Below are 23,484 nucleotides of genomic sequence, written 5' to 3'. Positions count from 1 at the left end.
ACGACCAGCACGACGGAAGGAACACCATGACCCGCAGGTCGATCGGCATCATCGTCAACGGCGTGACCGGGAGGATGGGCTACCGGCAGCACCTGGTCCGCTCGCTGCTGGCGATCCGCGAATCCGGCGGTGTGCCGCTGGCCGACGGCACCACCATCTGGCCGGAGCCGGTGCTGGTCGGGCGCAACGAGACGAAGCTCCGCGAGATCGCCGGGCGGCACGGGCTGACCGACTGGACGACCGACCTGACCTCGGCGCTGGCCCGCGACGACGTCGAGGTCTACTTCGACGCCCAGGTCACCCAGCAGCGGGAGAAGGCGATCCGGCGGGCCATCGAGGCCGGCAAGCACATCTACACCGAGAAGCCCCTCGCCGAGGACACCGCCGCCGCGTTGGACCTGGCCCGCGCCGCCGACGCGGCCGGCGTCCGCACCGGGGTGGTGCAGGACAAGCTCTTCCTGCCCGGCCTGCGCAAGCTCAAGCGCCTCGTCGACGGCGGCTTCTTCGGCCGGATCATCTCGATCCGGGGCGAGTTCGGCTACTGGGTCTTCGAGGGCGACTGGCAGCCCGCCCAGCGACCGTCGTGGAACTACCGGGCCGAGGACGGCGGCGGCATCGTCGTGGACATGTTCCCGCACTGGCACTACGTGCTGGAGGAGTTGTTCGGTCCGGTCCGGGCGGTGTCCTGCGTGACCGCCACCCACGTGCCGGAGCGGGTCGACGAGGCCGGGCACACCTACCCGGCCACCGCCGACGACGCCGCGTACGCGATCTTCGAACTGGCGGGCGGGGTGATCGCGCAGATCAACTCGTCCTGGACGGTCCGGGTCCACCGTGACGAGCTGGTGGAGTTCCAGGTCGACGGCACCGAGGGCAGCGCGGTCGCCGGCCTGCGCAACTGCCGGGTGCAGCACCGGGCGGTGACCCCGAAGCCGGTGTGGAACCCGGACCTGCCGGTCACCGAGGATTTCCGGGCGCAGTGGGTCGACGTGCCCGACAACGAGGAGTTCGACAACGGCTTCAAGGTGCAGTGGGAGGCGTACCTGCGGCACGTCGTCGCCGGCGCGCCGTTCCGGTGGGACTTCCTGGCCGGCGCGCGCGGTGTGCAGCTCGCCGAGCTGGGGCTGCGCGCGGCCCGCGAGGGCGTTCGCGTCGAGGTGCCGGAGCTGCGCCCGTGACGGCGGAGGTGGTGCTGCCCGGCGGGCGGCGGCACCGGCTCACCGGCGGCGGAGGCTTCGCCCGTCCGGCCGCGCCGGCGACCGGCCGGATCGCGTACGCCGCCGCGCACGTGGTCGCCGACCCGACCGCCGAGAACGTGCCGGGCGCTGCGGCGGTGGTGGACTGGGACACCACCCTCGCCTTCCGGCGACACCTCTGGTCGTACGGGCTCGGGGTGGCCGAGGCGATGGACACCGCCCAGCGGGGGATGGGGTTGGACTACCCGGCCACCCGGGAGCTGATCCGGCGCAGCGCCGCCGAGGCCCGCGCGGTGGGCGGTCGGATCGTCGCGGGGGTCGGCACCGACCAGCTCCCACCCGGTCCGGCCACCCTGGCGGCCGTCACCGCCGCGTACACCGAACAGTTGGCCGACGTCCGCGCGGCCGGCGCCCGGCCGGTGCTGATGTGCAGCCGGCACCTGGCCGCCGCCGCCCGCGGCCCCGAGGACTACCTGCGGGTGTACGACGAGCTGCTGACCGAAGCCGACGAGCCGGTGGTGCTGCACTGGCTGGGCCCGATGTTCGATCCGGCGTTGACCGGCTACTGGGGAGCCGTCGACCTGGATGTGGCCGCCGACACGGTGGTCGAGCTGATCAAGGCGCACCAGTCGACGGTGGACGGCATCAAGGTGTCGCTGCTGGACGCCGACCGGGAGGTCGCGCTGCGCCGTCGGCTGCCGGCCGGGGTGCGGCTCTACACCGGTGACGACTTCCACTACCCGGAGCTGATCCGGGGCGACGAGGTGGGCCACTCGGACGCGCTGCTCGGGGTGTTCGCGGCCATCGCCCCGGCCGCCGCCGCCGCGCTGGCCGCGCTGGACCGGGGCGACCTGACGGCGTACGACGAGGTCTTCGCGCCGACGGTGCCGCTGGCCCGGCACCTGTTCGCGGCCCCGACCTGGCACTACAAGACGGGCATCGTGTTCCTGGCCTGGCTGGCCGGGCGGCAGGAGCACTTCACCATGGTCGGTGGCGCACAGTCCGGCCGGTCCCCGGCGCACCTGGCGACCCTGCTCACCCTGGCCGACGCGGCCGGCCTGCTGCCCGACGCGGACCTGGCCGCCGCCCGCGCACGGGCGTTCTTCACCGTCGCGGGCGTGCCGCAATGAGCCTGGAGCGGTTCTCGTTCAACCAGGCGACCGCCCAGCGCTGGCCGCTGCCCGACGTGGTGGCCGGGTGCGTGGCGGCCGGCGTGCCCGGTATCGGGCTGTGGCGGGAGCCGGTCGCGGAGTACGGGCTCGCCCGCTCGGCGAAGCTGGTCCGCGAGGCCGGCCTGTCCGTCACCTCGCTGTGCAGGGGTGGGTTCTTCTCCGCCGACGGCTGGCGGGCGGAGAACCTGCGGGCCATCGAGGAGGCCGCCACGCTCGGCGCGCCGGAGCTGGTGCTCGTCTCCGGTGGTCTGCCCGCCGGCAGCCGGGACGTCGACGGCGCCCGGCGTCAGGTCGCCGACGCCATCGCCGAGCTGGCCCCGCACGCGGCGGCGGCCGGGGTGCGGCTGGCCATCGAGCCGCTGCACCCGATGTTCGCCGCCGACCGGTGCGTGATCGCCACCCTGGGCCAGGCGCTCGACATCGCCGAACGCTTCGACCCGACCGTCGTCGGTGTGGTCGTGGACGCGTACCACGTCTGGTGGGACGACACCGTCTACGCGCAGATCGCGCGGGCCGGCGACCGGATCGCCGCGTTCCAGGTCTGCGACTGGGTGACCCCGCTGCCAGAGGGGGTGCTGCTCGGCCGGGCGCTGCCCGGTGACGGTTGCATCGAGCTGCGCCGGTTGCGCGAGGCGGTGGACGCGGCCGGCTACCACGGCCCGATCGAGGTGGAGGTGTTCTCCGCCGAGGTGTGGGCGCGTCCGGGCGTCGAGGCGCTGGACGCGGCGATCGACGGCTACCTGCGCCACGTTGTCTGAGGCTGCGCCACGACACTGGTCGGCGGCGGTCGGCGCGTGGCTGGGCATCGGCACCGCGCCCGCCACCCTGGTGCTCGGCGCGGCGATGGCCGCCCGGCACGGCGGCGCGGTGCCGGCCGGCGGGTTGCTGCTCGGCGGGGCGCTGATGGCGGCGCTGCTCTGGGGGCAGGGCCGCGTCGGTCTGCGCCGACCGCTCGGCGATGGCGCGACGCTGACCGCGGTGCTGCCCGCGTACCTCGGCGACACCTCGCGGTTGCTGTTGGCGGCGGTGCTGACCGTGTCGATGGTCGGCTGGAACGGCTTCAACGTGGGGCTGGGCGGCGCGTCCCTGGCCGCGCTGACGCACCTGCCGGGCTGGGCCGGTCCGGTCCTGCTGGAGGTGGCGGTCCTCGCCGTCTCCTGGGCGCCGGCCCGGCTCGGCAACCGGGTCGCGGTGGTCACCACGCTCAGCGCGGTGGTGCTGGTCGGGTGGTGCCTGACCGTGCTGCCGCCGCCGGGCACGCCGGTCCGCCCCGCCGCCGGCGGGCTCGCCGACGCCGCCGCGCTGATCGGGTACGCGGCGGTGTTCGCGCTGCGCGCGCCGGACTTCAGCGTCGGTCTCGCCCGGCCACGGGACCTGGCCTGGTGCGTGGGGCTGCTGGTCGGGCCGGCGTTGCTCGGTGTGCTCGCCGGGGCCGGCCTGTGGCTGCGCACCGGCGAGACGGACGTGGTGGCGCTGCTGGCGACCGGGTCGGGGCTCGCCGCGTACGCGAATCTGTTCGTCGCGGTGGCGGTCTTCGCCGCGGCGCTGACCACCACGTACTCCGGGGCGCTGGCGATCCGCGGCCTGACGCCGCGGGTGCCGGCCCGGGGTGCGATGCTCGCCGTCGCGGTGCTCGGCGGGATGCTCGCCGTGGCGCGGTTCGACCGGCTGGTGCTGCCCTGGCTGACGGTGCTGGCCGCAGCGCTGCCGGTGCTCGTGGTGCCGATGGCGACCGAGGCCGCCGCGCGCCGGCGTGGTCGTGCGCCGCGTACGGTGCCGGCCTGGTGCTGGGTGCCGCCGGCGTTGCTCGCGGTGGCCGGCACGCTCGCCGGGCTGGCGGTGGCCCCGCTGCTCGGCCTCGCCCTCGCCGGAGTGTGCACTGTGCTATGGCGGGGTCGCACAAAGATGATCTAGTCGTGGCTCCGCGAACGTGATCTTATTCGCACCAGCGATCCGTAACACCTCCCGAACCGCTGTTTAACCGTCGGCGGCTTGAGTGGGGGAGCGCTCCCATGAGCGGGGGTCGCGATCGGAGAAACGCTCCACACGGGAGCCATCGAAGGGAGCCTCGTGGCTACAAGCACGAGCGGAAACAGACTGCGGAGATCGGCGCTACCGGCGCTGGTCCTCGCCGTGGTCGCCAGCACGACCGCCGTCGCGGGAACGGCGTCGGCGGCCCCGGTGGGGCCGACCGGGGGCAACGACGCCGCCGGGTACTTCACCGACGGGTCCGACCGGAAGGTCACCCTGACCGACGGTGCCGACCGCCGGCCGGGCGGCCGCGACGCCGCCGACCGGCGGACGGCGGACGAGACCCGTCCGGGCCGGTACATCGTCGAGCTCGCCGAGGAGCCCCTGACCTCGTACGCCGGTGGCGTGTCCGGCCTGGCCCGGACCCGCCCCGCTGCGGGCGACCGGTTGGACGTCACCGGAGCGCCCGCCCAGGCGTACCGTAAGCACCTGGACGCGCAGCGCGGCGCCGTCGCCGCCGCCGCGAAGGTCCAGGTCTCCGCCGTCTACACCACCGCCTTCAACGGCTTCTCGGCACAGCTGACCGCCGCCCAGGTGAGCGCCCTGCGGGCGGACAAGCGGGTACGCGCGGTCACCGAATCCCGGGCGCTCGGCACCCCGACGCCGCCACCCACGGCGGCCACCCCGCCCGCCACGACGCCGGACCGCTCGACGACGCCGGACCGCTCGACGACGCCGGACCGCTCGACGACGCCGGACCGGTCGACGATGCCGGACCCGACCGGCAAGCCCGGCAAGCCCGGCAAGCCCGGCAAGCCCGGTCCCGGCACCGGCGCCGGCATGGTGATCGGCGTCCTGGACACCGGCATCTGGCCGGAGAGCGCCTCCTTCGCCAAGACGATGCCCGCCCCGGCGAGCTGGCGTGGCACCTGCCAGACCGGCGTCGGCTTCGTGGCCGAGCACTGCAACGGCAAGATCGTCGGCGCGCGGTACTTCGCCGACTCGTGGCTCGCCTACGGCGGCTCGATTCCCGAGGGCGAGATGTTGTCCCCCCGCGACATGTCCGGGCACGGCACGCACACCGCCTCCACGGCGGCGGGTCTGCCGGTGGCGGACGTCACCATCGACGGCCGCCGCTTCGACCCGGTCACCGGGGTGGCGCCGGACGCCCAGATCGCCGTCTACAAGGTGCTCTGGGGTGGCATGGGCTACGACGCCGACATCATCGCCGGCATCGACGCGGCCGTCGCCGACGGCGTGCAGGTGATCAATTTCTCGATCGGCTCGCAGCTCGGCGACTGGGAGGCCAACACGCCCATCGGCATCGCGTTCCTCAACGCCACGCTGGCCGGCGTCTTCGTGGCGGCGTCGGCGGGCAACACCGGCATCGTGAGCGGCGCGATCAGCAACGCCGCGCCCTGGGTGACCACCGTCGGCGCGGCCGTGACGAAGCCCGACGAGGCCACCGTCAAGCTGGGCGACGGCACCACGCTCGTCGGCGGGTCCCTGGATATGATCCCCGGCGGCTCGCGCCCGCTGGTCTTCGGCGAACAGGCCGGCTCGCCCGATCTGGGCGCTGTCTACTGTGAGCCCGGCAGCCTCGACGCCGCCAAGATCAAGGGCAAGGTGGTCGCCTGCGCGCTGTCCGACCTGTTCGGTTCCGCCGCCGAGATCAAGGCCAAGGGCGGGGCGGCGATGGTCGTCTTCGACCCGGTCGGCAACTACCGGATCAACTCCATCTTCAGCTTCCCGGTGGTCTACCTGCCCACCGAGAAGCAGGCCGGCACGCTGTTCAACTACCTGATGCGCCACCCGACCGACGCGACGGTGTCGCTGCGGACCGGCGGCGACGGCTCCAGCGTCCCGGGCCTGCCCAGCGTGGCGGACTTCTCCTCCACTGGGCCGGACAAGACCACCCTCGGCGTGTTCAAGCCCGACCTGGTCGCGCCGGGGTCGAACATCATCGCGGCGGTGTCGCCGGCGGGCAACTTCGGGCGGAGCTACGACGCGTACTCCGGCACCTCGATGGCCTCGCCGTACGTCGCCGGAGCGGCGGCGATCCTGCGCGCCACCCACCCGGACTGGTCACCCGGCGCGGTCGCCTCGGCGCTGCGCACCACGGCCACCGACACCGTCGGCACCAGCAGTCCCTTGGATCAGGGCAGCGGTTTGATCAACCTGACCAAGGCCGCCGACCCCGGCCTGGTCATCCAGCCGACGGCGGCCGAGCTGACCACCTTCAGCGAGACCGCGCAGCCGGACGGCAAGGAGCTCAACCTGCCAGCCATCTCGCTGCGCGAGTACGACGGCACCCGCCCGGTGACCGTCACCCGCACCCTGACCAACGTCGGTAAGACGCGGGAGACGTACCGGTCGACGGTGTCCGGCCTGCCCGGCATGAAGGCCACCGTGACGCCGGCAGCGGTGACGCTGGCGCCCGGCACATCCGCGACGGTGACCATCACGGTGCGCCGGACCAACGCCCCCTGGGACCGGTACGTCACCGGGTCGATCACCTGGCAGGGCAAGGCCCACAGCGCCCGCATCCCGGTCGCCGCCCGTCCGTGGGGCATCAGCCCCCGGCCGTACGCCGACGACGGCGAGGAGTTCGGCCGGATGACCAACGGCGCGTTCGGCTCGGTCCAACCGGGCTTCACCGGCCCGTTCGCCGGTCGCAGCACCGGATACACGCCGATGCGGCGCGACTCGTACTCGATGCCGGCTGGCGTCTACGGCGGCGTCTTCGACCCGAAGGCGTCCGGGGTGAAGACGTTCGACCTCATCGTGCCGCCGAACACCGCGGGCATCGTGGTCGAGACGAACACCGACGACCCGAACACGAACCTCGACCTGTACCTGTACAAGGGCGACAAGCTGGTCTACAGCAGTGACCGGTTCTGGACCAGCGCGGAGCAGGCCTACAAGTTCCTGCCCGAGCCGGGACGCTACACCGCGTACGTGTTCGCGCAGTACCCCGGCGGCCCGGTCGTCGACTTCCAACTCGGGCACGCCATCATCAGCCGAAACGCCACGTATGCGGGTGCCACCCTGGAGGCGCCCTCCACCGTGGAGCGCGGACTGACCTACGGGTTCACGCTGAAGCCGAAGAAGCCGCTCGCCGACGGCGACTTCTGGGCGTACACCGAGTGGAACACCAACGGCACTGTGATCCCCGGCAACCTCGTCTACACGCAACAGAGTTCCTGGGAGTAGACCTTGGTCGCGACCGTGAAGTGGTGCTCGGCACCGCCTCACGGTCGCGACCACCGCGTCCGAGGCTCGGTGAACGGGGTCGGTCAGGGCTGGGCCGGCTCAGGTTCGGGCGAGGCGGACGCGCGGGCTTCCATCTGCCGGAACGGTCCTGGACGCGGAGGTCGCTGGCCGCCCCCTTTGGCTGGCCCGGCATCTTGATGTGAGCGGTATACCTCAGAGGTATAAGTATGACTCTGAGGTATACCGCTCGCTACCGCATCGGCCCCCAGGGAGGTGACCGACGGTGCCCAGGTCAACGTCCCATCGTTCCGCCACCATCAGCCTGTCATTCGCTCGACGAAGGCATGGCGCGAGCTGACGTCGCCCAGCGGCAGGACACTCAGTTCGTAGCCGAGCTGGGTGTAGGCGGCGACCATGGCGTCGTGGGTGCGCACCGCCTCGGCGAAGTTCTGGTGTCGTTCGCTGTCGTTGGCGTATATCGCCGGCCACGGCGGGGCGACGAAGACACGCCGGTGGTAGCGGAACTGCCGTGCCGCCGCCGCCACGTGGTTCGGTACGGGCCAGCCGAGCAGGAGGTAGTAACCGAGCACGTCCGGGATGCCGCGATCGAAGAAGACCGGGCCGGTGTGCTGGCTGGCTTGGCGGTAGGAGCGGATCTCCCAGCTCAGCGAGATCTCGGCGTACAGCCGCGAATCCGCGCCGTGCAGGGCCTGACCACCGATCTGGAGCTGGTCCTGGATGATCTGTCGTCCGGCCTCCTCGACGCAGGCATGTCCGGCACTCCGCAGGCTGTCGAGCAGCGTGGTCTTGCCGGATCCCGGCCCACCCGTGATGACGACGTACCGATTGCTCACGCGGGCTCCCTGAAACGGTCGGCGACGGCACGCAACGCAGATCTTGGACAGTTTCCGTTCTCGCGTAACGGAAACTGTCCAAGATCTCGGCGCTCGACTCACGCCCGACCCGGTGGCGGTGGCGGTGGCGGGCGGGGTTACCCGCCCGCCACCGCTCCGCGATCAGTTGACCGTGACGGTCAGGTTGATCGAGCGGGTTTCGCCGCTGGTGTAGGTGGTGGTCACCCGGGCGGTGAAGGTGCCCTTGCGCGGATAGGTGTGGGCGATCGACCGCAGAGTCGCCCCGTGCGTGATGGCGCTGTTGTCACCGAAGTCCCACGCGTAGTCGGTGATGCTCTGCCCGGACGGTGCCGTGGCGGTGGCGGTCAGCGTGGTGGTCAGCGTCCCGGTGCCGCTGGCCGGGTTGGCGGCCAGTGACAACGTACCGCCCGGCTCCTGTTTGATCCCGGCGCCGTTGAACCGCAGCCAGTCCAGGGCGAGCAGGTCAGGGGTGCCGCCGGACTGGGCGGTGTTGACGAACTTCGCGTAGAGCGTGGTGGTGCCGGTCGGTTTGTTGGTCAGCGTGACGGTGGGGGAGACGAGATTGTCCCACCCGCCGGTCGAGCCGATCGCGGCACTGCCGATCAGGGTGCCGGTCGGTGAGCCGGTGCGCAGCTCGATGGTGCCGCCCAGGCCGCCGTTGGTCACCCCGAGCGTCACCGAGCCGATGTTGCGCAGGTCCACAGGCCCGTACGCGATCCAGTCGTTGTGGTCGACGTCGCCGAGCCGCTTGCCGGCGCGGGCGGTGGCCCGGTCGTTGACGGTGACCCCCGACTGGGCGCTGAAGTGCTCGGCCTCCTTGCTCTTGGGTTGCAGCTGCACCCGGGTCGAGCCGGTCAACGCCGGAGCGCCGGCCGCGCCGCCGTCGGTGTACTGCGCGGTGATCAGGGTGTAGAGGTTCTGCCCCGGTCCGTGCCCGTCACCGGCGTCCGCCTCGGTGGCGAGCAGCCCCGAGCAGCCGGTGTAGACGTCCAGCGGGTGGGCGTGCTGGTCGTGGCCGAGCTGCGTCTGCACCGTCACCCTGGCGCAGTCGATGGTGCCGTCCTCCGGGTCGGTGACCGTCACCGTGTACGGGATCTTGTCGCCGAAGTCGAAGAAGCCGCCGTCGGGCACGTTGATGGTCACCGTGGGCCGGGTGTTGCCGACCACCACGTCGGTGACCGTCGTCGCGGTCAGCCCGTTGCCGCTGTTGCGGACGGTCAGTCGGGCCGTGTGTTTGCCGGCGGCGGTGTAGGTGAAGCTCGGGTTGGCGGCTGTGGAGTCGGTGCTGCCGTCGTTGGTGAAGTCCCAGGCGTAGCTGAGCGCCGTGCCGTCGCCCGCCGCCGTGCCGGCCGAGGAGAAGGTGACGGTGAGGGGCGCGCGTCCGCTGTCCGGGGTGGCGGCGATCTTCGCGGTCGGTGGCCGGCCGTTGGCCACGTAGTCGATCCGGTAGATGCCGGCGCCGGCGTTGCTGCCGCCCCGGCCACTGCCGGTGCCCTCGCCGAAGTCGATGACGTAGAGCGAGCCGTCCGGGCCGAACTCCGCCTCGAAGGGCTGGATCCAGCTCATGCTGTCGAAGATGCCGTTGATCGACTGGAGGTCGCCGACGGCGGTCGGGCCGAAGCGCGTGTTGCGGAACGTCTGCGCCGTCTTGTGGATGGAGAGCGTCTTGAACCACCTGCGGGTCAGTTCGTAGGTGATCCACTTGCCCTCGAAGTACTCCGGGAACTTCGTGGTGCGGGTGTTGGCCGGGTCGTAGTCGTACACCGGCCCGCTCATCGGCCCGCCACCACCGGTGCCCAGCTCCGGGAACTGGCTGGAGGCGGAGTACGCGTACCACACCAGCGCCGACCTCGCCGCCGGCAGGGTGGTCAGGCCGGTGTTGTTCGGCGAGTTGTTGACGGGCGCGGCGCAGGTGAACTTCGCCCCCGAGGTGTTGGTGGCGAAGTTGTAGTCGTTGAACGGGATGTTGTTGCCCACGCAGTACGGCCATCCGTAGTTGCCGGCCGTGGTGATCCGGTTGAACTCGACGGTCCCCTCCGGGCCGCGGTTCGGATCGGCGGCGCGGGCGTCCGGGCCGTAGTCGGCCACGAGTACGGCGTTGGTCTGCGGTTCGATGGTGATCCGGAACGGGTTGCGCATGCCCATCGCGTAGATCTCCGGACGGGTCCGCGCGGTGCCGGCCGGGAAGAGGTTGCCGCTCGGCACCGTGTACGTGCCGTCGGCCTGCGGGGTGATCCGCAGGATCTTGCCGCGCAGGTCGTTGGTGTTGCCGGCGGTGCCCTGGGCGTCCCAGGCGGCGCGGCCGGAGCGCTCGTCGATCGGGGTGTAGCCGCTGGAGGCGAACGGATCGGTGTTGTCGCCGATCGCCGCGTAGAGGCGGCCGGCCCCGTCCATGGCCAGGGAGCCGCCCATGTGCGAGTTGGCCCGGCCCTCACCCCGGTAGGTGGGGATGGCCAGCAGACGCTTCTCCGAGGAGAGCGCGACGCTGTTGTTGGCGACGGTGAACCGGGACAGGTTGAGCTGTTTGAGTGTCTTGTCCGACCACAGGAGATAGATCCAGCCGTTGCTGGCGAAGTTCCGGTCCAGGGTCATCCCCAGCAGCCCGTCGGACTGGTCGGTCATTGCCGAGGTGTACGCGAAGTCCAGCAGCGTGGTCACCTGGAGCGTGTCCTGGTTGACCACCTTCAACGCGCCGGTGCGCTGGATGTAGTAGACCTTGCGGTCCGGGGCGACGGCCAGCTCGAAGGGGTCCGCCAGGTTCTCGGTGACCAGGCCGACCCGTTCGAAGTTGCCGGTCTTGGTGGCCGAGCAGTCGCCGGCGACGGCGCCGGCCGCCCACTCGATGCCGTAGCGCAGGTGCTCCAGGAACGTCGCGTCGCTGAACTGGGAGCTGGCGTGCCCGCCGGCGGTGAACCAGGACCGGCCGCCGTCGTAGCGCTGACACCAGGAGTACGCGTGGTCGACGCCCTCGTCCAGGCCGTTGATCCCGTCGCGCACCTTGATCTGCGCGAGGGTGTGCACCTTGCCGGTCGGGTTGGTCCGCCAGTTGTACCACTCCTCGCTCTGCTCCCACAGCTCGGGCAGGTTGCGGGTGGAGGGGTGCGCCCGGTCGAGGACCTTCACCCGACCGGGGTAGGTGCCGCCGGTCGACGAGAAGTCCGGGTGGTAGTCGAAGATCGTGCCGACCAGGCCCTCGTACCACGTCCAGTCGCGTTCACTGGCCGAGGCGGCGTGCAGGCCGGCCCAACCGCCGCCGTTGCGGATGAACGTCTGCATCGCCGCCCGCTGGCTGGCGTTGAGCAGGTCGCCGGAGGTCGGCAGTGAGTTGGTGTTGTTGAAGACCAGCGCGTCGAAGGTGGCGAGGTTGGCGTCGGTGAACGCGCCCGCGTCGGTGGTGGCGACGACCTCGAAGTTGTGCGCCGCGCCGAGTTGCTGGATGGCGGCGATGCCGGCCGGGATGGAGTCGTGGTAGTAGTTGGTGATCTTGGAGAAGACCAGCACCCGGAAACGGGGCGCCGCCTCGGCGGGCAGGGCGGTGGTGGTGCTCACCACGGCGGCGATGGCGAGCAGGATGAGGCCGAACGTGCGGAGGTGTCGGGGCATGGGGGCGCTCCCTGTCGGACGGTGAGGGTCGGAAAGCGCTTTCTCGCTGCCCGCATCACGGTACTGACAGCCAGTGACGAGCGTCAATAGCGCTCCGGTAAGCGTTTTCCCGCCGCCACCGACAAAATCCGGCGACATCGGTGGCCATCCACGCGAGGCTGACCCCCATGGACGAGGTTGAGATCGTCGTCGCGCACCGTCAGCGCGCGACGCTGCGGGTCGGCGACGTGTTCCTCAAGGTCGACGCTGATCCGGCGCACGCCGACGTCGAGGTGCGGGCGATGGCGATGGCGCCGGTACCCACCCCGGCGGTCCTCTGGCACCGGCCGCCCGTACTCGCTGTCGCCGCCGTGCCCGGCACGGCGCTCGGTGTCCTCGGCGAACCGTCGCCCGCGTCGCCGGCCTCGTGGGCCGCCGCGGGCGCCGTCGTCCGGCGGCTGCACGACGCGCCGCTGCCACAGTGGCCGGGGCGCCGGCTCGACGACGTGGCGGCGGAACTCGACAGCGAGTGCGCGTGGCTGCTCGCCAACGCCGTGCTGCCCGCCGAGGTGATCCGGCGCAACCGGGAGATCGCCGGGGCCGCGCTCCGACAGTGGCAACCGGTGTTCATCCACGGCGACCTGCAGATCACCCACGTGTTCGTCGACGACGACCAGGTCACCGGGGTCATCGACTGGTCCGAGGCCGCCCCCGGCGACGCCATGTTCGACCTCGCCATCCTGACGCTCGGCCACGAGGAGCGCCTGGACGACCTGCTCGCCGGCTACGGCACCGACGTGGACCGGACCGTGATCCGCGCCTGGTGGTCGCTGCGCAGCCTGGTGGCGGCGCGCTGGCTGATCGAGCACGGCTTCGACCCGGACGCGCCGGGGTGCGAGTTCGACGTGCTCAGAGCCCGGATGCGGGAACCCTGGACGAGAAGCCCATGACCTGACCCTGTGGCCGGAGTTCGGATCGGACGGAGGGGTTGCGGTCGCGGGGGATCGGCGGCGCACCAGGACGTTCGGTGGGGCGTCTGACGGTTCCGCGGGTCCCGCGCACCGGCCGCTCTGCTCAACCCAGCGGCAGGTGGGCTGGCCGGTCGCCCTGACCGTTGGGTCCGACGCCCTCGGGCGCGGGAATGACCCGGCGGGGCAGCACCGGGGCGTCCCGGCCGGTGCCGCGCCGGCCGTCGCCGCCGGACGACTGCTCGTGGTAGTCCCGCTCCACGTTCACCGACCAGACGTCGTGCGTGCTGCCGGTGGCGATGTTCTCCGCTGTCAGCATCGCGGTCAGCATCGAGTGGTCCTGGTTGTTGTAGCGGTGCATGCCGTTGCGGCCCACCGGGTGCACGTTCGGCACCGCCTCGGCCAGCCACGCCCGGATGGTGTCCACGTTGTGCTGGTAGCGCTCGTCGTACACCGGGTAGGCCTTGGGCATGCGCACGACGTAGCCGGCCTCCACGACACCGGGGCGGACCAACCCCAGCCGCTCCAGCTCCGCGGTGGCCAGCGCCACCAGGTCGGCGTCCGGGGTACGCCACATCTCGTCGTCCTCGAACACGAAGTACTCCAGGCCCAGGCACGTGCGGCCGTCCTTGACCAGGTAGGGCGACCAGGAGCCGAAGTTCTGGATGCGTCCCACCCGAACCCCGGGGTCGTGCACGTAGATCCAGTTGTCCGGGAACGAGAACTCCGCCGGCACCACCAGGGCGACGGTCAGGAAGTCGCGGTAGCGCAGGTCGGCGGCGCAGTCCAACACCTGCGGGGGCGCCGGCGGGTGCAGCGCGGCCACCAGCTCCGAGATCGGCATCGACGAGATCACGTGGTCGGCGGCCGTGGTCCTTCGCCCGCCCACCCCGTCGACCGTCACGCTGATCGCCCGCCGTCGTGCCGGGTCGTGGTGCACGGCGGTCACCCAGCTACCTGTCCACACCTGCCCGCCCCGCTCGCGGACCCGCTCGGCGCAGCGTTCCCACATCATCCCCGGGCCGTACTTCGGGTACTGGAACTCCTCGATCAGGCTCGTCACGTCGGTGCGGCGACGCCGGGGGAGCAGCGCGTTGCGGATCGCCGTCGCCAGCGACAGGTTCTTGATCCGCTGGGCGGCCCAGTCGGCCCGCATCCGGTCCGCGGGCATCCCCCAGACCTTCTCGGTGTACGTCTTGAAGAAGATCGAGTACAGCCGCCAGCCGAAGCGGGCCGACACCCAACCCTCGAAGTGCGACTGGTCCCGTGGTGGCCGTAGGCGGGCCCGTGCGTACGAGCCGAGACAGCGGGCGGCCTCCGCCAGGCCGAGGTTGCGCAGCGCGTTCACGGCGTTGAGCGGGTAGTTGTACAGCGCTCCCCGGTAGAAGATCCGGCTCATCCGGGGTCGGGTCAGGAAGTCCTCGTCCGGCAGGATCTCGTGCCAGAACGCCTCCACCCGGGGCACCTTGGTGAAGAACCGGTGCCCGCCGATGTCGAATCGCCACCCGTCGCGTTCGACGGTCCGGCTGATCCCGCCGACCACCTCGTCGGCCTCGAACACCTGGACCGACAGGCCGTGCCGGAGCAACTCGTACGCGGCGGTGAGCCCCGCCGGACCCGCGCCGATGATCACGGTGCCGTGTCGCTCGTTCATGGTGCCCGCGCTCCCTGCTCACGCCCTGGTCGAGGCGCGGCGTATACCCATTAAGCGCAGAATGTCATACTTGGAGGCGGATGGTTCGCGCTTCGCGATCGTGGCGGCGGACGACGACGGCGACGACACCCCGGGGGTCGGGGAGCGGGGCGGGGGTTGATGCACCGGTGGCGAAGCGGCGCGGTGGAGCTGGCCGCCTCCGGCCGCCGCGTGGCTCGTCGGGTGCCGGCACCCTGGGCGTACGCCCTCGGGCTGTTCCTCGGCGCGAAGGTGCTGCTGACGCTGCTCGGGCTGCTGGTCCTGCACGCCTGGGACGGCGTCCCCGGTGCGCCGCCGGCCGACGAGGCGTTGATGTGGGCGCAGCAGCGGGACATCTCCGGGCACCGGTGGATCTCCCTCTGGTTCGCCTGGGACTCGATGCTCTACCTGCGGTTGAGCCAACTTCCGCTGACCGGGCCGTGGCACGACTTCGGATTCCCGCTGCTCTATCCGTTCCTGGCCCGGCCGGTCGGCGCGCTGCTCGGCGGGAACAACGCCCTCGCCCTGCTGCTGATCAGCAACGTCGCGTTCCTGGTGGCCCTCTCCTACGGCTACCGCCTGGCCGAACTGCTGCTCGGCGACGCGTCGGCGGCCCGCCGGTTCACCAGGTACCTGGTGCTGCTGCCGACGGCATTCCTCTTCCAGGCGGCGCTGACCGAGTCGCTCTTCGTCTGTCTCGCGCTGGCCGCCTTTTACCACGCCGAGCGAGGCCGGTGGGTGCTTGTCGGTGTGCTCGGCTACTTCCTGGCGATGAGCCGGTCGGTCGGTCTGCTCGTCGCGCTGCCGCTGGCCCTGGTGCTGCTCCGGCAGCACGAGTGGCGGCTGGGTCCACGCGCTCTGCTCGGCTACCTACGGATCGGCTGGCCGTTGCTGCTGCTACCCGCCGGTTGGCTCACCTTCATGGCGTACTGCCGGTGGCGCGGCGGGGACTGGTTCGCCTACCAGCACGCCCAGCGGACCGGATGGGGGATCGAGGTGCAGAACCCGGTGCCGGTGCTCCTCGACGGGTTGGCCGGTGCGCCCCTCGACGCCGCGCGGGTGTGGTTCGCGGTGGTCGTGCTGGTCGTCCTGGCCGCCGGCTTCCGCCGCCGGGAACTGCCCTACCTGGTGTACGGCGTCCTCATGGTGCTCGCGCCCGCGTCCATCGGCCCACCTGTCTACAAGAGCCTGCTGCGCTATCTGCTTGCCGCTTTCCCGGTGGCGCTGGTGCTGGCCCGCTGGGCCCGGCACGCCAGCGTGGACGTGTGGCTCACCGCGGCGCTCGCCCTGGTGCAGGGGGTGCTGTTCACCCTCTGGCTCAGTTACTGGACGCACACGATCATCTGATTGGCCCGGCCGTCGGCGGGGCAGATTAGCCGGATGACCGAGCCACGGGTACGCCTCGACGACCTGGGCGCCTGGCTGCTCAAGGGCAACGCCGACGCCGTCGACCTGGCCGGCCGGTTCGCCCGGGACCCGCTGGTCTTCCGCCAGCCGCAGGCGGCCAACCCCTCGTACCTGACGGTGGTCCAGTTCGCCGCCCTGCGTACCCATCTGTCGGTCTGAACCTGGTCCCGGCGCGGCACGGGCGGACGGCCCTGTGCGAGCCTGCTACCGACGTTCGTCCCTGACTGTCGTGGAGGCCCGGTGTTCGCCCTGCCGCTGACCGAGGATGTCGAGCTGCGCCCGCTGGAGCCGTGGCGGGCCGAGGAGTTCCTCGCCCACATGGAGCGGGCCCGCGAGCACATCACGCCCTGGGTGTCGTCGTCCTTCGCGGCCACCGACCTGCCGTCGGCACGCGCGGTGTTGCAGCGCTACGCCGACAAGTGGGCCAGCGACAGCGGCGGCATCTGGGGTCTGTGGTGGCGGGGCACGCTGGTCGGCGGGGTCATCTTCGTGTCGTTCGACGCGACCACCGGCGTCTGCGAGGTCGGCTGCTGGGTGGAGCCGGCCGCGCAGGGCCGGGGGATGGTCGCACCGGCGGTCCGCCGCATCGTCGACTGGGCGGTACGCGAGCGCGGCATCCAGCGGGTGGAGTGGCGGACCAACGCCGACAACACCCGCAGCAAGGCCCTCGCCCAGCGGCTCGGTCTGCGCCTCGACGGCACACTCCGCCAGCTCCGGCCCGGCCCGCACGGTCGGATCAACCTCGAGGTCTGGTCGGTGCTGGCCGACGAGTGGCTGGCGGCGCCGGGCGAGTGAACACGTACCGTCCACTGACGACGGCGCATTGTTGTCGTACCCGCGCGGCACCATGCATTCATGGCCGTCCCCGCGCTCACCCCTCGCCCCGACCCGCCGCGTTCCGTGCCGCTGCGTGAGGCGCGCACCCGCTTCAGCCAGCTCGTCGCGCTGGCCGAGCTGACCGACGCCGTCACCGTCGTCACCCGCGACGGCGACCCCCGCCCGGTCGCCGCGATCGTCCCCGCCGCTGCCGCCCGCAGCGCCGCGCAGGCCCGCGCCGACGCCGACCGGCTCGCCACTGTCACCGCCGGCTGGGCCCGTCGCCTGGAGGAGCAGCACCGGCGCGGCGCCCAGCGGCACGCCGCCGAGCTGGCCGCGATCCGCGCCGCGCTGGCCGAGGTGTGGGCCGAGGTGGATCGGCGGGTCGCTCCCGGCAGCGATCCGTCGTTGGCGCGGTTGCGCGCCGCCCACGCTGACCTGCTCGCCGGCTGACCGGTCGCGCGGCGCGCCCGGTGCGCTCGTCGACGTCGCCGTGCCGCAGGTGTCGCCGGGTCAGCCGGTCGCGGGATAGGCGTGCGTCTCGGTGGCCTTGACCGCCACCCAGACCCGTTGGCCGGGGATCAGCCGCAACTGGGCCGCGGCGGCCGGCGTGACGTCGGCGGCCACGCCGACCGGCCCGTCCACCTGCACCCGCACGTTGTCGCCGTGGCGTTGCACACCGGCCACGGTGCCCTCCCAGGCGTTGCGCGGGCTGCCCTCCGGTCGGGTCGGGTGCAGCGCCACCGCCGCTGGACGGAACGCCACGAACGCCTCACCGGCCAACCCGTCGGCGACGGTGAGGGTCAGCTCCGGCGCGACCCGTACGAGGTGCCCCTCCGCCCGCCCCCGGTAGAGGTTCAACCCGACCAGCCGGGCGACGTAGTCCGTGCGCGGCCGGGCGGTGACACTCGGCCCGTCCCCCTCCTGCACCACCCGACCGCCCTCCACGATGACCAGCCGGTCGGCGAGCGCGAGGGCGTCCAGCGGGTCATGGGTGACCAGCACCGTCGCACCCGGGTGCGACGACAGGTGCCGGTGCAGTTCCGCGCGGGTGTCCAGTCGGGTACGGGCGTCCAGCGCGGCGAGAGGCTCGTCCAGCAGCAACAGCGCCGGGGCGACGGCCAGCGCGCGGGCCAGCGCCACCCGCTGCGCCTGACCACCGGACAACTGCCGCGGCCGGCGCCGCGCCTGCCCGTCGAGCCCCACCCGGGCCAGCCAGTCCCGGGCGGTGGCCGTCGCCGTCCACCGGTCGACGCCGTGCCGGCGCGGTCCGAAGGCCACGTTGTCCAGGGCGCTGAGGTGGGGAAAGAGCAGGTAGTCCTGGAAGACCACGCCGATCGACCGACGTTCGGTGGGCACCCAGCTCCGGGTCGCCGGGCGGTCCAGGTCGACGCCGTCGAGGGTGACGTGCCCGTCGCTGAGCGGGTGCAGCCCGGCCAGCGCGCGCAGCGCCGTCGTCTTGCCGGCGCCGTTCGGGCCGAGCACCGCGACCACCTCGCCCGGCGCGACCCGCAACGGCACGTCGAGCCGGAAGGCGCCCCGGTCGACGACGAGTCGGGCGTCCAGCAGCGCGGCGGTCACGATGTCGTCATCCAGCGGTCCCGCAGGGCGACCAGGATGCCCACCGACACGACGAGCAGCACCAGGCTCAGCACGATCGCCGCCTCCAGGTCGGTCTCCAGGGCCAGGTAGACGGCGAGCGGCATGGTCTGGGTCCGGCCGGGGTAGTTGCCGGCGAAGGTGATGGTGGCCCCGAACTCGCCGAGCGCCCGAGCCCAGCAGAGCACCGCGCCGGCGGCCAGGCCGGGCGCCACCATCGGCAGCGTGACGCGGGTGAAGGTGGTCCACCGGCTCGCGCCCAGCGTCGCGGCGGCCTCCTCGTAGCGGTGGTCGGCCGCGCGCAGCGCGCCCTCCACGGCGATGACCAGGAACGGCATGGCGACGAACGACTCGGCGAGCACGACGCCCGCGGTGGTGAACGGCAGCGTGACACCGAACGTGGCGTCGAGCCAGCCGCCGAGCAGCCCGCGCCGGCCGAACACCAGCAACAGCGCCACCCCGCCGACCACCGGCGGCAGCACCAGCGGCACGGTGACCAGCGCGCGTACCAGTCGGCGGCCGGGGAACTCGACGCGGGCCAGCAGCCAGGCGAGCGGCACCCCGAGCAGCAGGCAGAGCACCGTGGCCGCCGTCGCGGTCTGCACCGACAGGCGCAGCGCGGTCAGCGCGCCCGGCGTGGTGAGCCGCTCCGGCAACGTCGACCACGGTGCGCGGACCACCAGCCCGGCCAGCGGCAACACCAGGAACAGCAGCCCCAGACCGGCGGGGATCAGGAGCGCCGCCGGCACCCGCCCCCGCCGCCGCGCCGGCGCGCGGTCGCGCGTCCGGCTCACGGCGCCTGGAACCCGGCCTCGGCGAGGACCGCCTGCGCCGGCGCCGAGCGGACGTACGCGACGAAGGCCCGCGCGCCCGCCGGGTTCGGCGCGCCCTTCACCGCGACGATCGGGTAGTCGTTGACCGCCCGCGCGGACTCGGGAAACTCCACGCCGGACACGTCGGCGCTCGCCGCCCGCGCGTCGGAGCGGTAGACCAGCGCCGCGTCGACCTCGCCGAGCTTGACCTTGGCGAGCGCCGCCTTCACGTCCTGTTCGAGGGTGACCGGGGTCAGCGCGACGCCGGCCGCATCGAGCGCCGTGCGGGCCGCCGCCCCGCACGGCACCTGGTTGGCGCAGAGCGCCACCTTCACGCCGGGCCGGGCCAGGTCGGCCAGCCCGGCCACCCCGGCCGGATTACCCCGGGGTACGGCGATCACCAGCTGGTTGCGGGCGAACGTGCTCGGCGCGCCGTCGGCGTTGCCGGCGTCGGTGACGGTGACCATCGGCGCGGGGGCGGCCGAGGCGAACACGTCCGCCGGCGCGCCCTGGTTGATCTGATTGGCCAGGGCAGAGCTGCCGGCGAAGCTGAGGACAATCGTGCTGCCGGGGGTGGCGGCCTCGAAGGCCCGAGCGATCCGGGTGAACGACTCGGTCAGCGAGGCGGCGGCGAAGACCGTGACCCGGCCGCCTCCGGCGTCGCCCCGCGTCGGCTCCCCGTCCGCCCCGCAGCCGGCGAACGCCAACCCGGCCACCGCGACCAGGACAGCCGCCACGGTACGCCGCACCCGCGTGCTCATCCGCCCGGCCTTGCCCGGCCGGGGGTGGGCGTGGCCCGCTCCACCACCACGGTGGTCGACTTGATCACCGCGACGGCCACCGACCCGGCCCGCAGGTCGAGCTCGTCGACCGCCTCCCGGCTCATCAGCGACACCACCCGGAACGGGCCGGCCTGGATGTCGACCTGAGCCATCACGGTGTCCTTGCGGACGTCGACCACGATGCCCCGCAGCCGGTTGCGGGCCGAGGAGAACTCCGCGCCCGCGTCCGGGCCGGCGGCCTGGGCGCGCGCGAACGCCGCCAGGTCCACACCGTCGACGAACCGGTGACCGTGCTCGTCACGCCCCGCCGCCAGCCGGCCGGCGTCGACCCAGCGACGGACCGTGTCGGCGCTGACCCCGAGCAGGTCGGCTGCCTCCCCGATCCGGAACCTCGTCACCGGCTCAGGGTAGACCCCGCACATGCGAGGGCAAAAGTCGGCGGCTGTTGGCATTCGCGCTAGGCGGCGGGCTTCGGAGGATCGCAGGTGCGTTCGCCTTGGGCGCGGCTCGCGGCACGCCAGGTGTGCCCCTGCCGTCCGCCGCCCGTCCCGTCCCGCCCGTCCCGCACCCGCCCCGTCGGCCGCTTCCGCCCGCCAAGATCGTGCTGTTTCCAGGATCGAGTGGTATCGGGCGACGTGGTGGCCACTGTTTCCATGTCAACGCCGTTGCGTTTGGCGATCGGGGCTTGAGTCAAGGCTTTGAAGACGCGAACGGGACTTCTGATAGATCAGCTTGTGTCGAGCAAGGTGATCGTTGTCAGGAGTCCCGTTGCAGGAGAAGTCTGTCATCAGCCGGTCGTTCGGGGTGGCCGGGGGTGTGTACGCGCCCGGTCATCTGGGTGAGTTGACGCAGATCATCGATTTTGACCTGGTAGACGCGGTGTTGGAGGAGACCGGGACACGGGAGAAGCGGCTGCGGCTGCTGCCGTCTCGGGTCGTGGTGTATTTCGTCCTCGCGCTCGCTCTGTTCGAGCGCTGTTCCTATCTGGCGACCTGGGGGAAGCTGACCGCCGCACTGACGGACCTGCGCCTGACGCGCCCGAGCGTCTCCTCACTTGCCCGCGCCCGCCGCCGGATCGGAGCGGCGCCGCTACGGCGGCTGTTCGAGACGTTGGCTGGTGTCGTCGGCCTGCCCAGCCAGCCCGGCGTGTTCTACCGGGGCCTGCGCACCGTAGCCATCGACGGCACTCACCTGCACGTGCCCGACCGGGAACAGGTCACCTGGCGCTACCGCAAACGGGTAGGAGACCGGCGGGAGTTCGGCTACCCGCTGCTGCGACTGCTCGTGGTGATCGAGTGCGGGACCCGCGCCCTGCTCGCCGCGGACTTCGGCCCCGATGCAGGAGGCGAACTGCCCTATGCCCACCGCCTGGTAGGCGCACTGGACCGCGCGATGCTGCTGCTGGCCGACGCCGGCTTCGACGCCGCGCGATTCCTGCACGACGTGGCCGCCACCGGCGCGCAGTTCCTCGTCCGCTCCACCGCCTGCCGCCGCCCGACCATCGCGCAACGCCTGCCCGATGGCTCCTACCTGACCCGCATCGGCTACGGCACCCTACCCGCCCTCATCCTGATACGAGTCATCGAAGCGCAGGTCACCATCACCCTGGCCGACGGCACGGTGCGCCGCGAGCAGTGGCGCCTGATCACCAGCCTGACCGATCACGCCCGCTACCCCGCCCGAGAACTCATCAACCTCTACCACGAACGCTGGCAGGCCGAGACCACCTACTACTCGATCAAAGCGACCATGCTCAACGGCCGCGTCCTGCGCTCTCACAGCATCCCCGGCATCGAGCAAGAGGTATATGCCCTCCTCACCACCTACCAAGCCCTCATCCGCGCCGCCGCAGACGCCGCGTCAACCCAACCGGGCCTGGACATGGACCGGCTCAGCTTCACCATCCTCATCGACACCGCCGTCAACACGATCACCACCGCCAGCGCGATCCACCCCGACGGCCCCGCCGATCTCCTCGGCGCGATAGGCCAGGCCGCGCTGGCCAACCTCCTACCCACACAGCGCCGCCCCCGCGTCAAAGCCCGCACCCGCAAGAACCCGACCAGCAAGTACGGCCCGAACACGCGACAACACCCCCCAACCGCACAGACCTACAGCTTCCACGCCGACATCACAGTCTTCGAGAAAGGACTTGCCTCCCGCTCACAGCGCTAAACGCAACGGCGTTGGTTTCCATGTTTGAGCACGATCTTCGCGGTTTCGGCACGATCGGAGCCCGAGGTGAGACGTGCCGACAGCCGGGGCGCCCGCCGGGATTCCGCGCAGTGCGGGGAAGAGTGCTGCCCCGGGGCGCTGAGGCAGCACTCTTCCCGTCGGTGGGCGGCAAGCGGGCGGGCGTCCCGGATCAGCAGTTACGCAGTTCGGGGGACTGGTTGAGCAGTTGGCCGCGGGTCGACACGAACCGGCGGTACCGCTCACCGTCGACCGCCGACGGACGGAACGCGGCCACGCGGTGGCAGTTCTGGAAGGCCAGCCGTACGCCGAAGTGCCGCTCCAGGCCGCCGCGGATGGCGTCGCTCGCCAGCGCCCGCAGCAGTTGTCCCCGATCGTCGTCGGTGGGGGGCGGGACGACGTTGTCGGCCAGCTCGGCATCGCCGGCCTCCAGCTCGGCCACCACCCGACTCACTGTGGCCCAGGCGTACGGGAGTGATTCACGGACGCAGGCGATGAACGCCTCGTCGTCGACCGGACCGCGTTCGGCGGCGTCGAGCAGGGCGGGTGGGACGGTGAGCGACATGGTTCTCCTCCGCATCAGCTAACGATTACCGTTTCCAATAACGGCGTCGACTGAGCAGACCACGTCCCGGGAACGACGTCAACGATGTCCCGGCGCGCCGCGCCGGAAGCCGCGCCACCGCGCCGGAAGCCGCGGTCCCGCGCCACCGCGCCGGTCAGTGGCGGCGGGGGTGACCCTTGAGGTGTCGGCCGAGTTCGCGGGCGATCTCCCGGTTGGCGTCCCGCTCGGCCATCGCCTGCCGCTTGTCGTAGGAGCGCTTGCCCTTCGCCAGGGCCAACTCGACCTTGGCGTACCCGTTCTCGAAGTACATCGAGAGCGGGACCATGGTGACCCCGCCCTCGCGTACCCTGTCCAGGATCCGGTCGATCTCGGCCCGGTGCAGCAGCAGCTTGCGGTTGCGGCGCGGGGCGTGGTTGGTCCACGTGCCGTAGGCGTACTCGGCGATGTGCAGGCCGTACAGCATGATCTCGCCGTCGCGCTCGTGGGCGAACGCGTCCACCAGCGACGCCCGGCCCTCGCGCAGCGACTTCACCTCGGTGCCGACCAGCACGATGCCCGCCTCGTAGGTGCGCAGCACCGTGTACTCGTGCCGGGCCCTCTTGTTCGAGGCGATCAACCGGCGCTCGGGCTGCTTGGACGGGCTCACCCGACGACGATATCC

General features: G+C 72.0%; 20 protein-coding genes. 11 read left to right on the top strand and 9 right to left on the bottom strand.

Annotated features, from left to right (window positions below; translation table 11 throughout):
- The first annotated feature begins 26 nt into the window (after positions 1-26).
- The 5 genes from O7634_RS26965 to O7634_RS26945 all read left to right on the top strand — a co-directional run bounded on the left by O7634_RS26965 (position 27) and on the right by O7634_RS26945 (position 7,552).
- Entirely contained in the window at positions 27-1,178 is a 1,152-nt protein-coding gene (locus O7634_RS26965) for a Gfo/Idh/MocA family oxidoreductase (protein WP_278152925.1), read from the top strand.
- A complete protein-coding gene (locus O7634_RS26960; RefSeq protein WP_278152924.1) occupies positions 1,175-2,326 on the top strand; it encodes a dihydrodipicolinate synthase family protein in 1,152 nt (383 codons plus the stop codon). Before O7634_RS26965 ends, O7634_RS26960 begins: the two co-directional genes overlap by 4 nt.
- Complete coding sequence (locus O7634_RS26955; protein WP_278152923.1) at positions 2,323-3,126, top strand: sugar phosphate isomerase/epimerase; 804 nt, start codon at positions 2,323-2,325, stop codon at positions 3,124-3,126. Before O7634_RS26960 ends, O7634_RS26955 begins: the two co-directional genes overlap by 4 nt.
- A complete protein-coding gene (locus tag O7634_RS26950) occupies positions 3,119-4,282 on the top strand; it encodes a hypothetical protein (RefSeq protein ID WP_278152922.1) in 1,164 nt (387 codons plus the stop codon). Before O7634_RS26955 ends, O7634_RS26950 begins: the two co-directional genes overlap by 8 nt.
- A 156-nt stretch (positions 4,283-4,438) precedes the next feature.
- Complete coding sequence (locus O7634_RS26945) at positions 4,439-7,552, top strand: S8 family serine peptidase (RefSeq protein ID WP_278152921.1); 3,114 nt, start codon at positions 4,439-4,441, stop codon at positions 7,550-7,552.
- A gap of 317 nt (positions 7,553-7,869) precedes the next feature.
- On the opposite strand, the gene O7634_RS26940 is transcribed toward O7634_RS26945, so the two are convergent.
- The gene (locus O7634_RS26940) at positions 7,870-8,406 is read right to left on the bottom strand and encodes an AAA family ATPase (protein ID WP_278152920.1); all 537 of its coding nucleotides are present in this window, start codon (positions 8,404-8,406) and stop codon (positions 7,870-7,872) included.
- Positions 8,407-8,568: 162 nt separating this feature from the next.
- The gene (locus tag O7634_RS26935; protein ID WP_278152919.1) at positions 8,569-12,030 is read right to left on the bottom strand and encodes a ThuA domain-containing protein; all 3,462 of its coding nucleotides are present in this window, start codon (positions 12,028-12,030) and stop codon (positions 8,569-8,571) included.
- A gap of 167 nt (positions 12,031-12,197) precedes the next feature.
- Here O7634_RS26935 and O7634_RS26930 point away from each other — a divergent pair, with 167 nt between their 5' ends.
- Positions 12,198-12,959 (top strand): phosphotransferase, encoded by a 762-nt coding sequence (locus O7634_RS26930; RefSeq protein WP_278152918.1) that lies wholly within the window; start codon positions 12,198-12,200, stop codon positions 12,957-12,959.
- 124 nt (positions 12,960-13,083) lie between these two features.
- On the opposite strand, the gene O7634_RS26925 is transcribed toward O7634_RS26930, so the two are convergent.
- A complete protein-coding gene (locus O7634_RS26925; protein ID WP_278152917.1) occupies positions 13,084-14,631 on the bottom strand; it encodes an NAD(P)/FAD-dependent oxidoreductase in 1,548 nt (515 codons plus the stop codon).
- A 159-nt stretch (positions 14,632-14,790) separates the two neighbouring features.
- Here O7634_RS26925 and O7634_RS26920 point away from each other — a divergent pair, with 159 nt between their 5' ends.
- The 4 genes from O7634_RS26920 (at position 14,791) to O7634_RS26905 (ending at position 17,325) form a co-directional block, all read left to right on the top strand.
- Complete coding sequence (locus O7634_RS26920; RefSeq protein WP_278152916.1) at positions 14,791-15,996, top strand: mannosyltransferase family protein; 1,206 nt, start codon at positions 14,791-14,793, stop codon at positions 15,994-15,996.
- A 33-nt stretch (positions 15,997-16,029) separates the two neighbouring features.
- Positions 16,030-16,215, top strand: a complete 186-nt coding sequence (locus O7634_RS26915; protein WP_278152915.1) for a hypothetical protein — start codon at positions 16,030-16,032, stop codon at positions 16,213-16,215.
- A gap of 81 nt (positions 16,216-16,296) precedes the next feature.
- Complete coding sequence (locus tag O7634_RS26910; RefSeq protein ID WP_278152914.1) at positions 16,297-16,851, top strand: GNAT family protein; 555 nt, start codon at positions 16,297-16,299, stop codon at positions 16,849-16,851.
- 60 nt (positions 16,852-16,911) lie between these two features.
- Positions 16,912-17,325, top strand: a complete 414-nt coding sequence (locus tag O7634_RS26905) for a type II toxin-antitoxin system prevent-host-death family antitoxin (protein WP_278152913.1) — start codon at positions 16,912-16,914, stop codon at positions 17,323-17,325.
- A 60-nt stretch (positions 17,326-17,385) separates the two neighbouring features.
- Here the strand turns inward: O7634_RS26905 and O7634_RS26900 are convergent, their stop codons facing one another.
- The 4 genes from O7634_RS26900 to O7634_RS26885 are packed head-to-tail and all read right to left on the bottom strand — an operon-like array spanning position 17,386 to position 20,463.
- Positions 17,386-18,453, bottom strand: a complete 1,068-nt coding sequence (locus tag O7634_RS26900) for an ABC transporter ATP-binding protein (RefSeq protein ID WP_278152912.1) — start codon at positions 18,451-18,453, stop codon at positions 17,386-17,388.
- On the bottom strand, positions 18,450-19,265 hold the full coding sequence (locus tag O7634_RS26895) for an ABC transporter permease (RefSeq protein ID WP_278152911.1): 816 nt from the start codon (positions 19,263-19,265) through the stop codon (positions 18,450-18,452). Before O7634_RS26895 ends, O7634_RS26900 begins: the two co-directional genes overlap by 4 nt.
- Positions 19,262-20,044, bottom strand: coding sequence for a molybdate ABC transporter substrate-binding protein (modA, locus tag O7634_RS26890; RefSeq protein WP_278152910.1), 783 nt, complete (start codon positions 20,042-20,044; stop codon positions 19,262-19,264). The genes O7634_RS26895 and modA overlap by 4 nt, the downstream gene beginning before the upstream one ends.
- Positions 20,041-20,463, bottom strand: a complete 423-nt coding sequence (locus O7634_RS26885) for a TOBE domain-containing protein (RefSeq protein ID WP_278152909.1) — start codon at positions 20,461-20,463, stop codon at positions 20,041-20,043. Before O7634_RS26885 ends, modA begins: the two co-directional genes overlap by 4 nt.
- Positions 20,464-20,833: 370 nt before the next feature.
- Between O7634_RS26885 and O7634_RS26880 the strand changes: the two genes are divergently transcribed.
- Complete coding sequence (locus O7634_RS26880; RefSeq protein ID WP_278150502.1) at positions 20,834-22,240, top strand: IS4 family transposase; 1,407 nt, start codon at positions 20,834-20,836, stop codon at positions 22,238-22,240.
- 190 nt (positions 22,241-22,430) lie between these two features.
- On the opposite strand, the gene O7634_RS26875 is transcribed toward O7634_RS26880, so the two are convergent.
- Entirely contained in the window at positions 22,431-22,823 is a 393-nt protein-coding gene (locus tag O7634_RS26875) for an SCO5389 family protein (protein WP_278154091.1), read from the bottom strand.
- Between the two features lie 154 nt (positions 22,824-22,977).
- A complete protein-coding gene (gene smpB, locus O7634_RS26870; RefSeq protein ID WP_278152908.1) occupies positions 22,978-23,469 on the bottom strand; it encodes an SsrA-binding protein SmpB in 492 nt (163 codons plus the stop codon).
- Positions 23,470-23,484 lie beyond the last annotated feature (15 nt).

It is taken from the genome of Micromonospora sp. WMMD1120 (assembly GCF_029626235.1).
Lineage (GTDB): Bacteria > Actinomycetota > Actinomycetes > Mycobacteriales > Micromonosporaceae > Micromonospora.
The sequence above is the reverse complement of the archived record's forward strand: the minus strand, read 5'-3'. Positions and strand labels throughout refer to the sequence as shown.

Coding starts and splice junctions, on each gene's coding strand:
- O7634_RS26905 (WP_278152913.1), top strand. CDS start 16,912: ATGGCCGTCCCCGCGCTCACCCCTCGCCCCGACCCGCCGCGTTCCGTG.
- O7634_RS26965 (WP_278152925.1), top strand. CDS start 27: ATGACCCGCAGGTCGATCGGCATCATCGTCAACGGCGTGACCGGGAGG.
- O7634_RS26955 (WP_278152923.1), top strand. CDS start 2,323: ATGAGCCTGGAGCGGTTCTCGTTCAACCAGGCGACCGCCCAGCGCTGG.
- O7634_RS26875 (WP_278154091.1), bottom strand. CDS start 22,823: ATGTCGCTCACCGTCCCACCCGCCCTGCTCGACGCCGCCGAACGCGGT.
- O7634_RS26925 (WP_278152917.1), bottom strand. CDS start 14,631: ATGAACGAGCGACACGGCACCGTGATCATCGGCGCGGGTCCGGCGGGG.
- O7634_RS26915 (WP_278152915.1), top strand. CDS start 16,030: ATGACCGAGCCACGGGTACGCCTCGACGACCTGGGCGCCTGGCTGCTC.
- O7634_RS26935 (WP_278152919.1), bottom strand. CDS start 12,030: ATGCCCCGACACCTCCGCACGTTCGGCCTCATCCTGCTCGCCATCGCC.
- O7634_RS26920 (WP_278152916.1), top strand. CDS start 14,791: ATGCACCGGTGGCGAAGCGGCGCGGTGGAGCTGGCCGCCTCCGGCCGC.
- modA (WP_278152910.1), bottom strand. CDS start 20,044: ATGAGCACGCGGGTGCGGCGTACCGTGGCGGCTGTCCTGGTCGCGGTG.
- O7634_RS26930 (WP_278152918.1), top strand. CDS start 12,198: ATGGACGAGGTTGAGATCGTCGTCGCGCACCGTCAGCGCGCGACGCTG.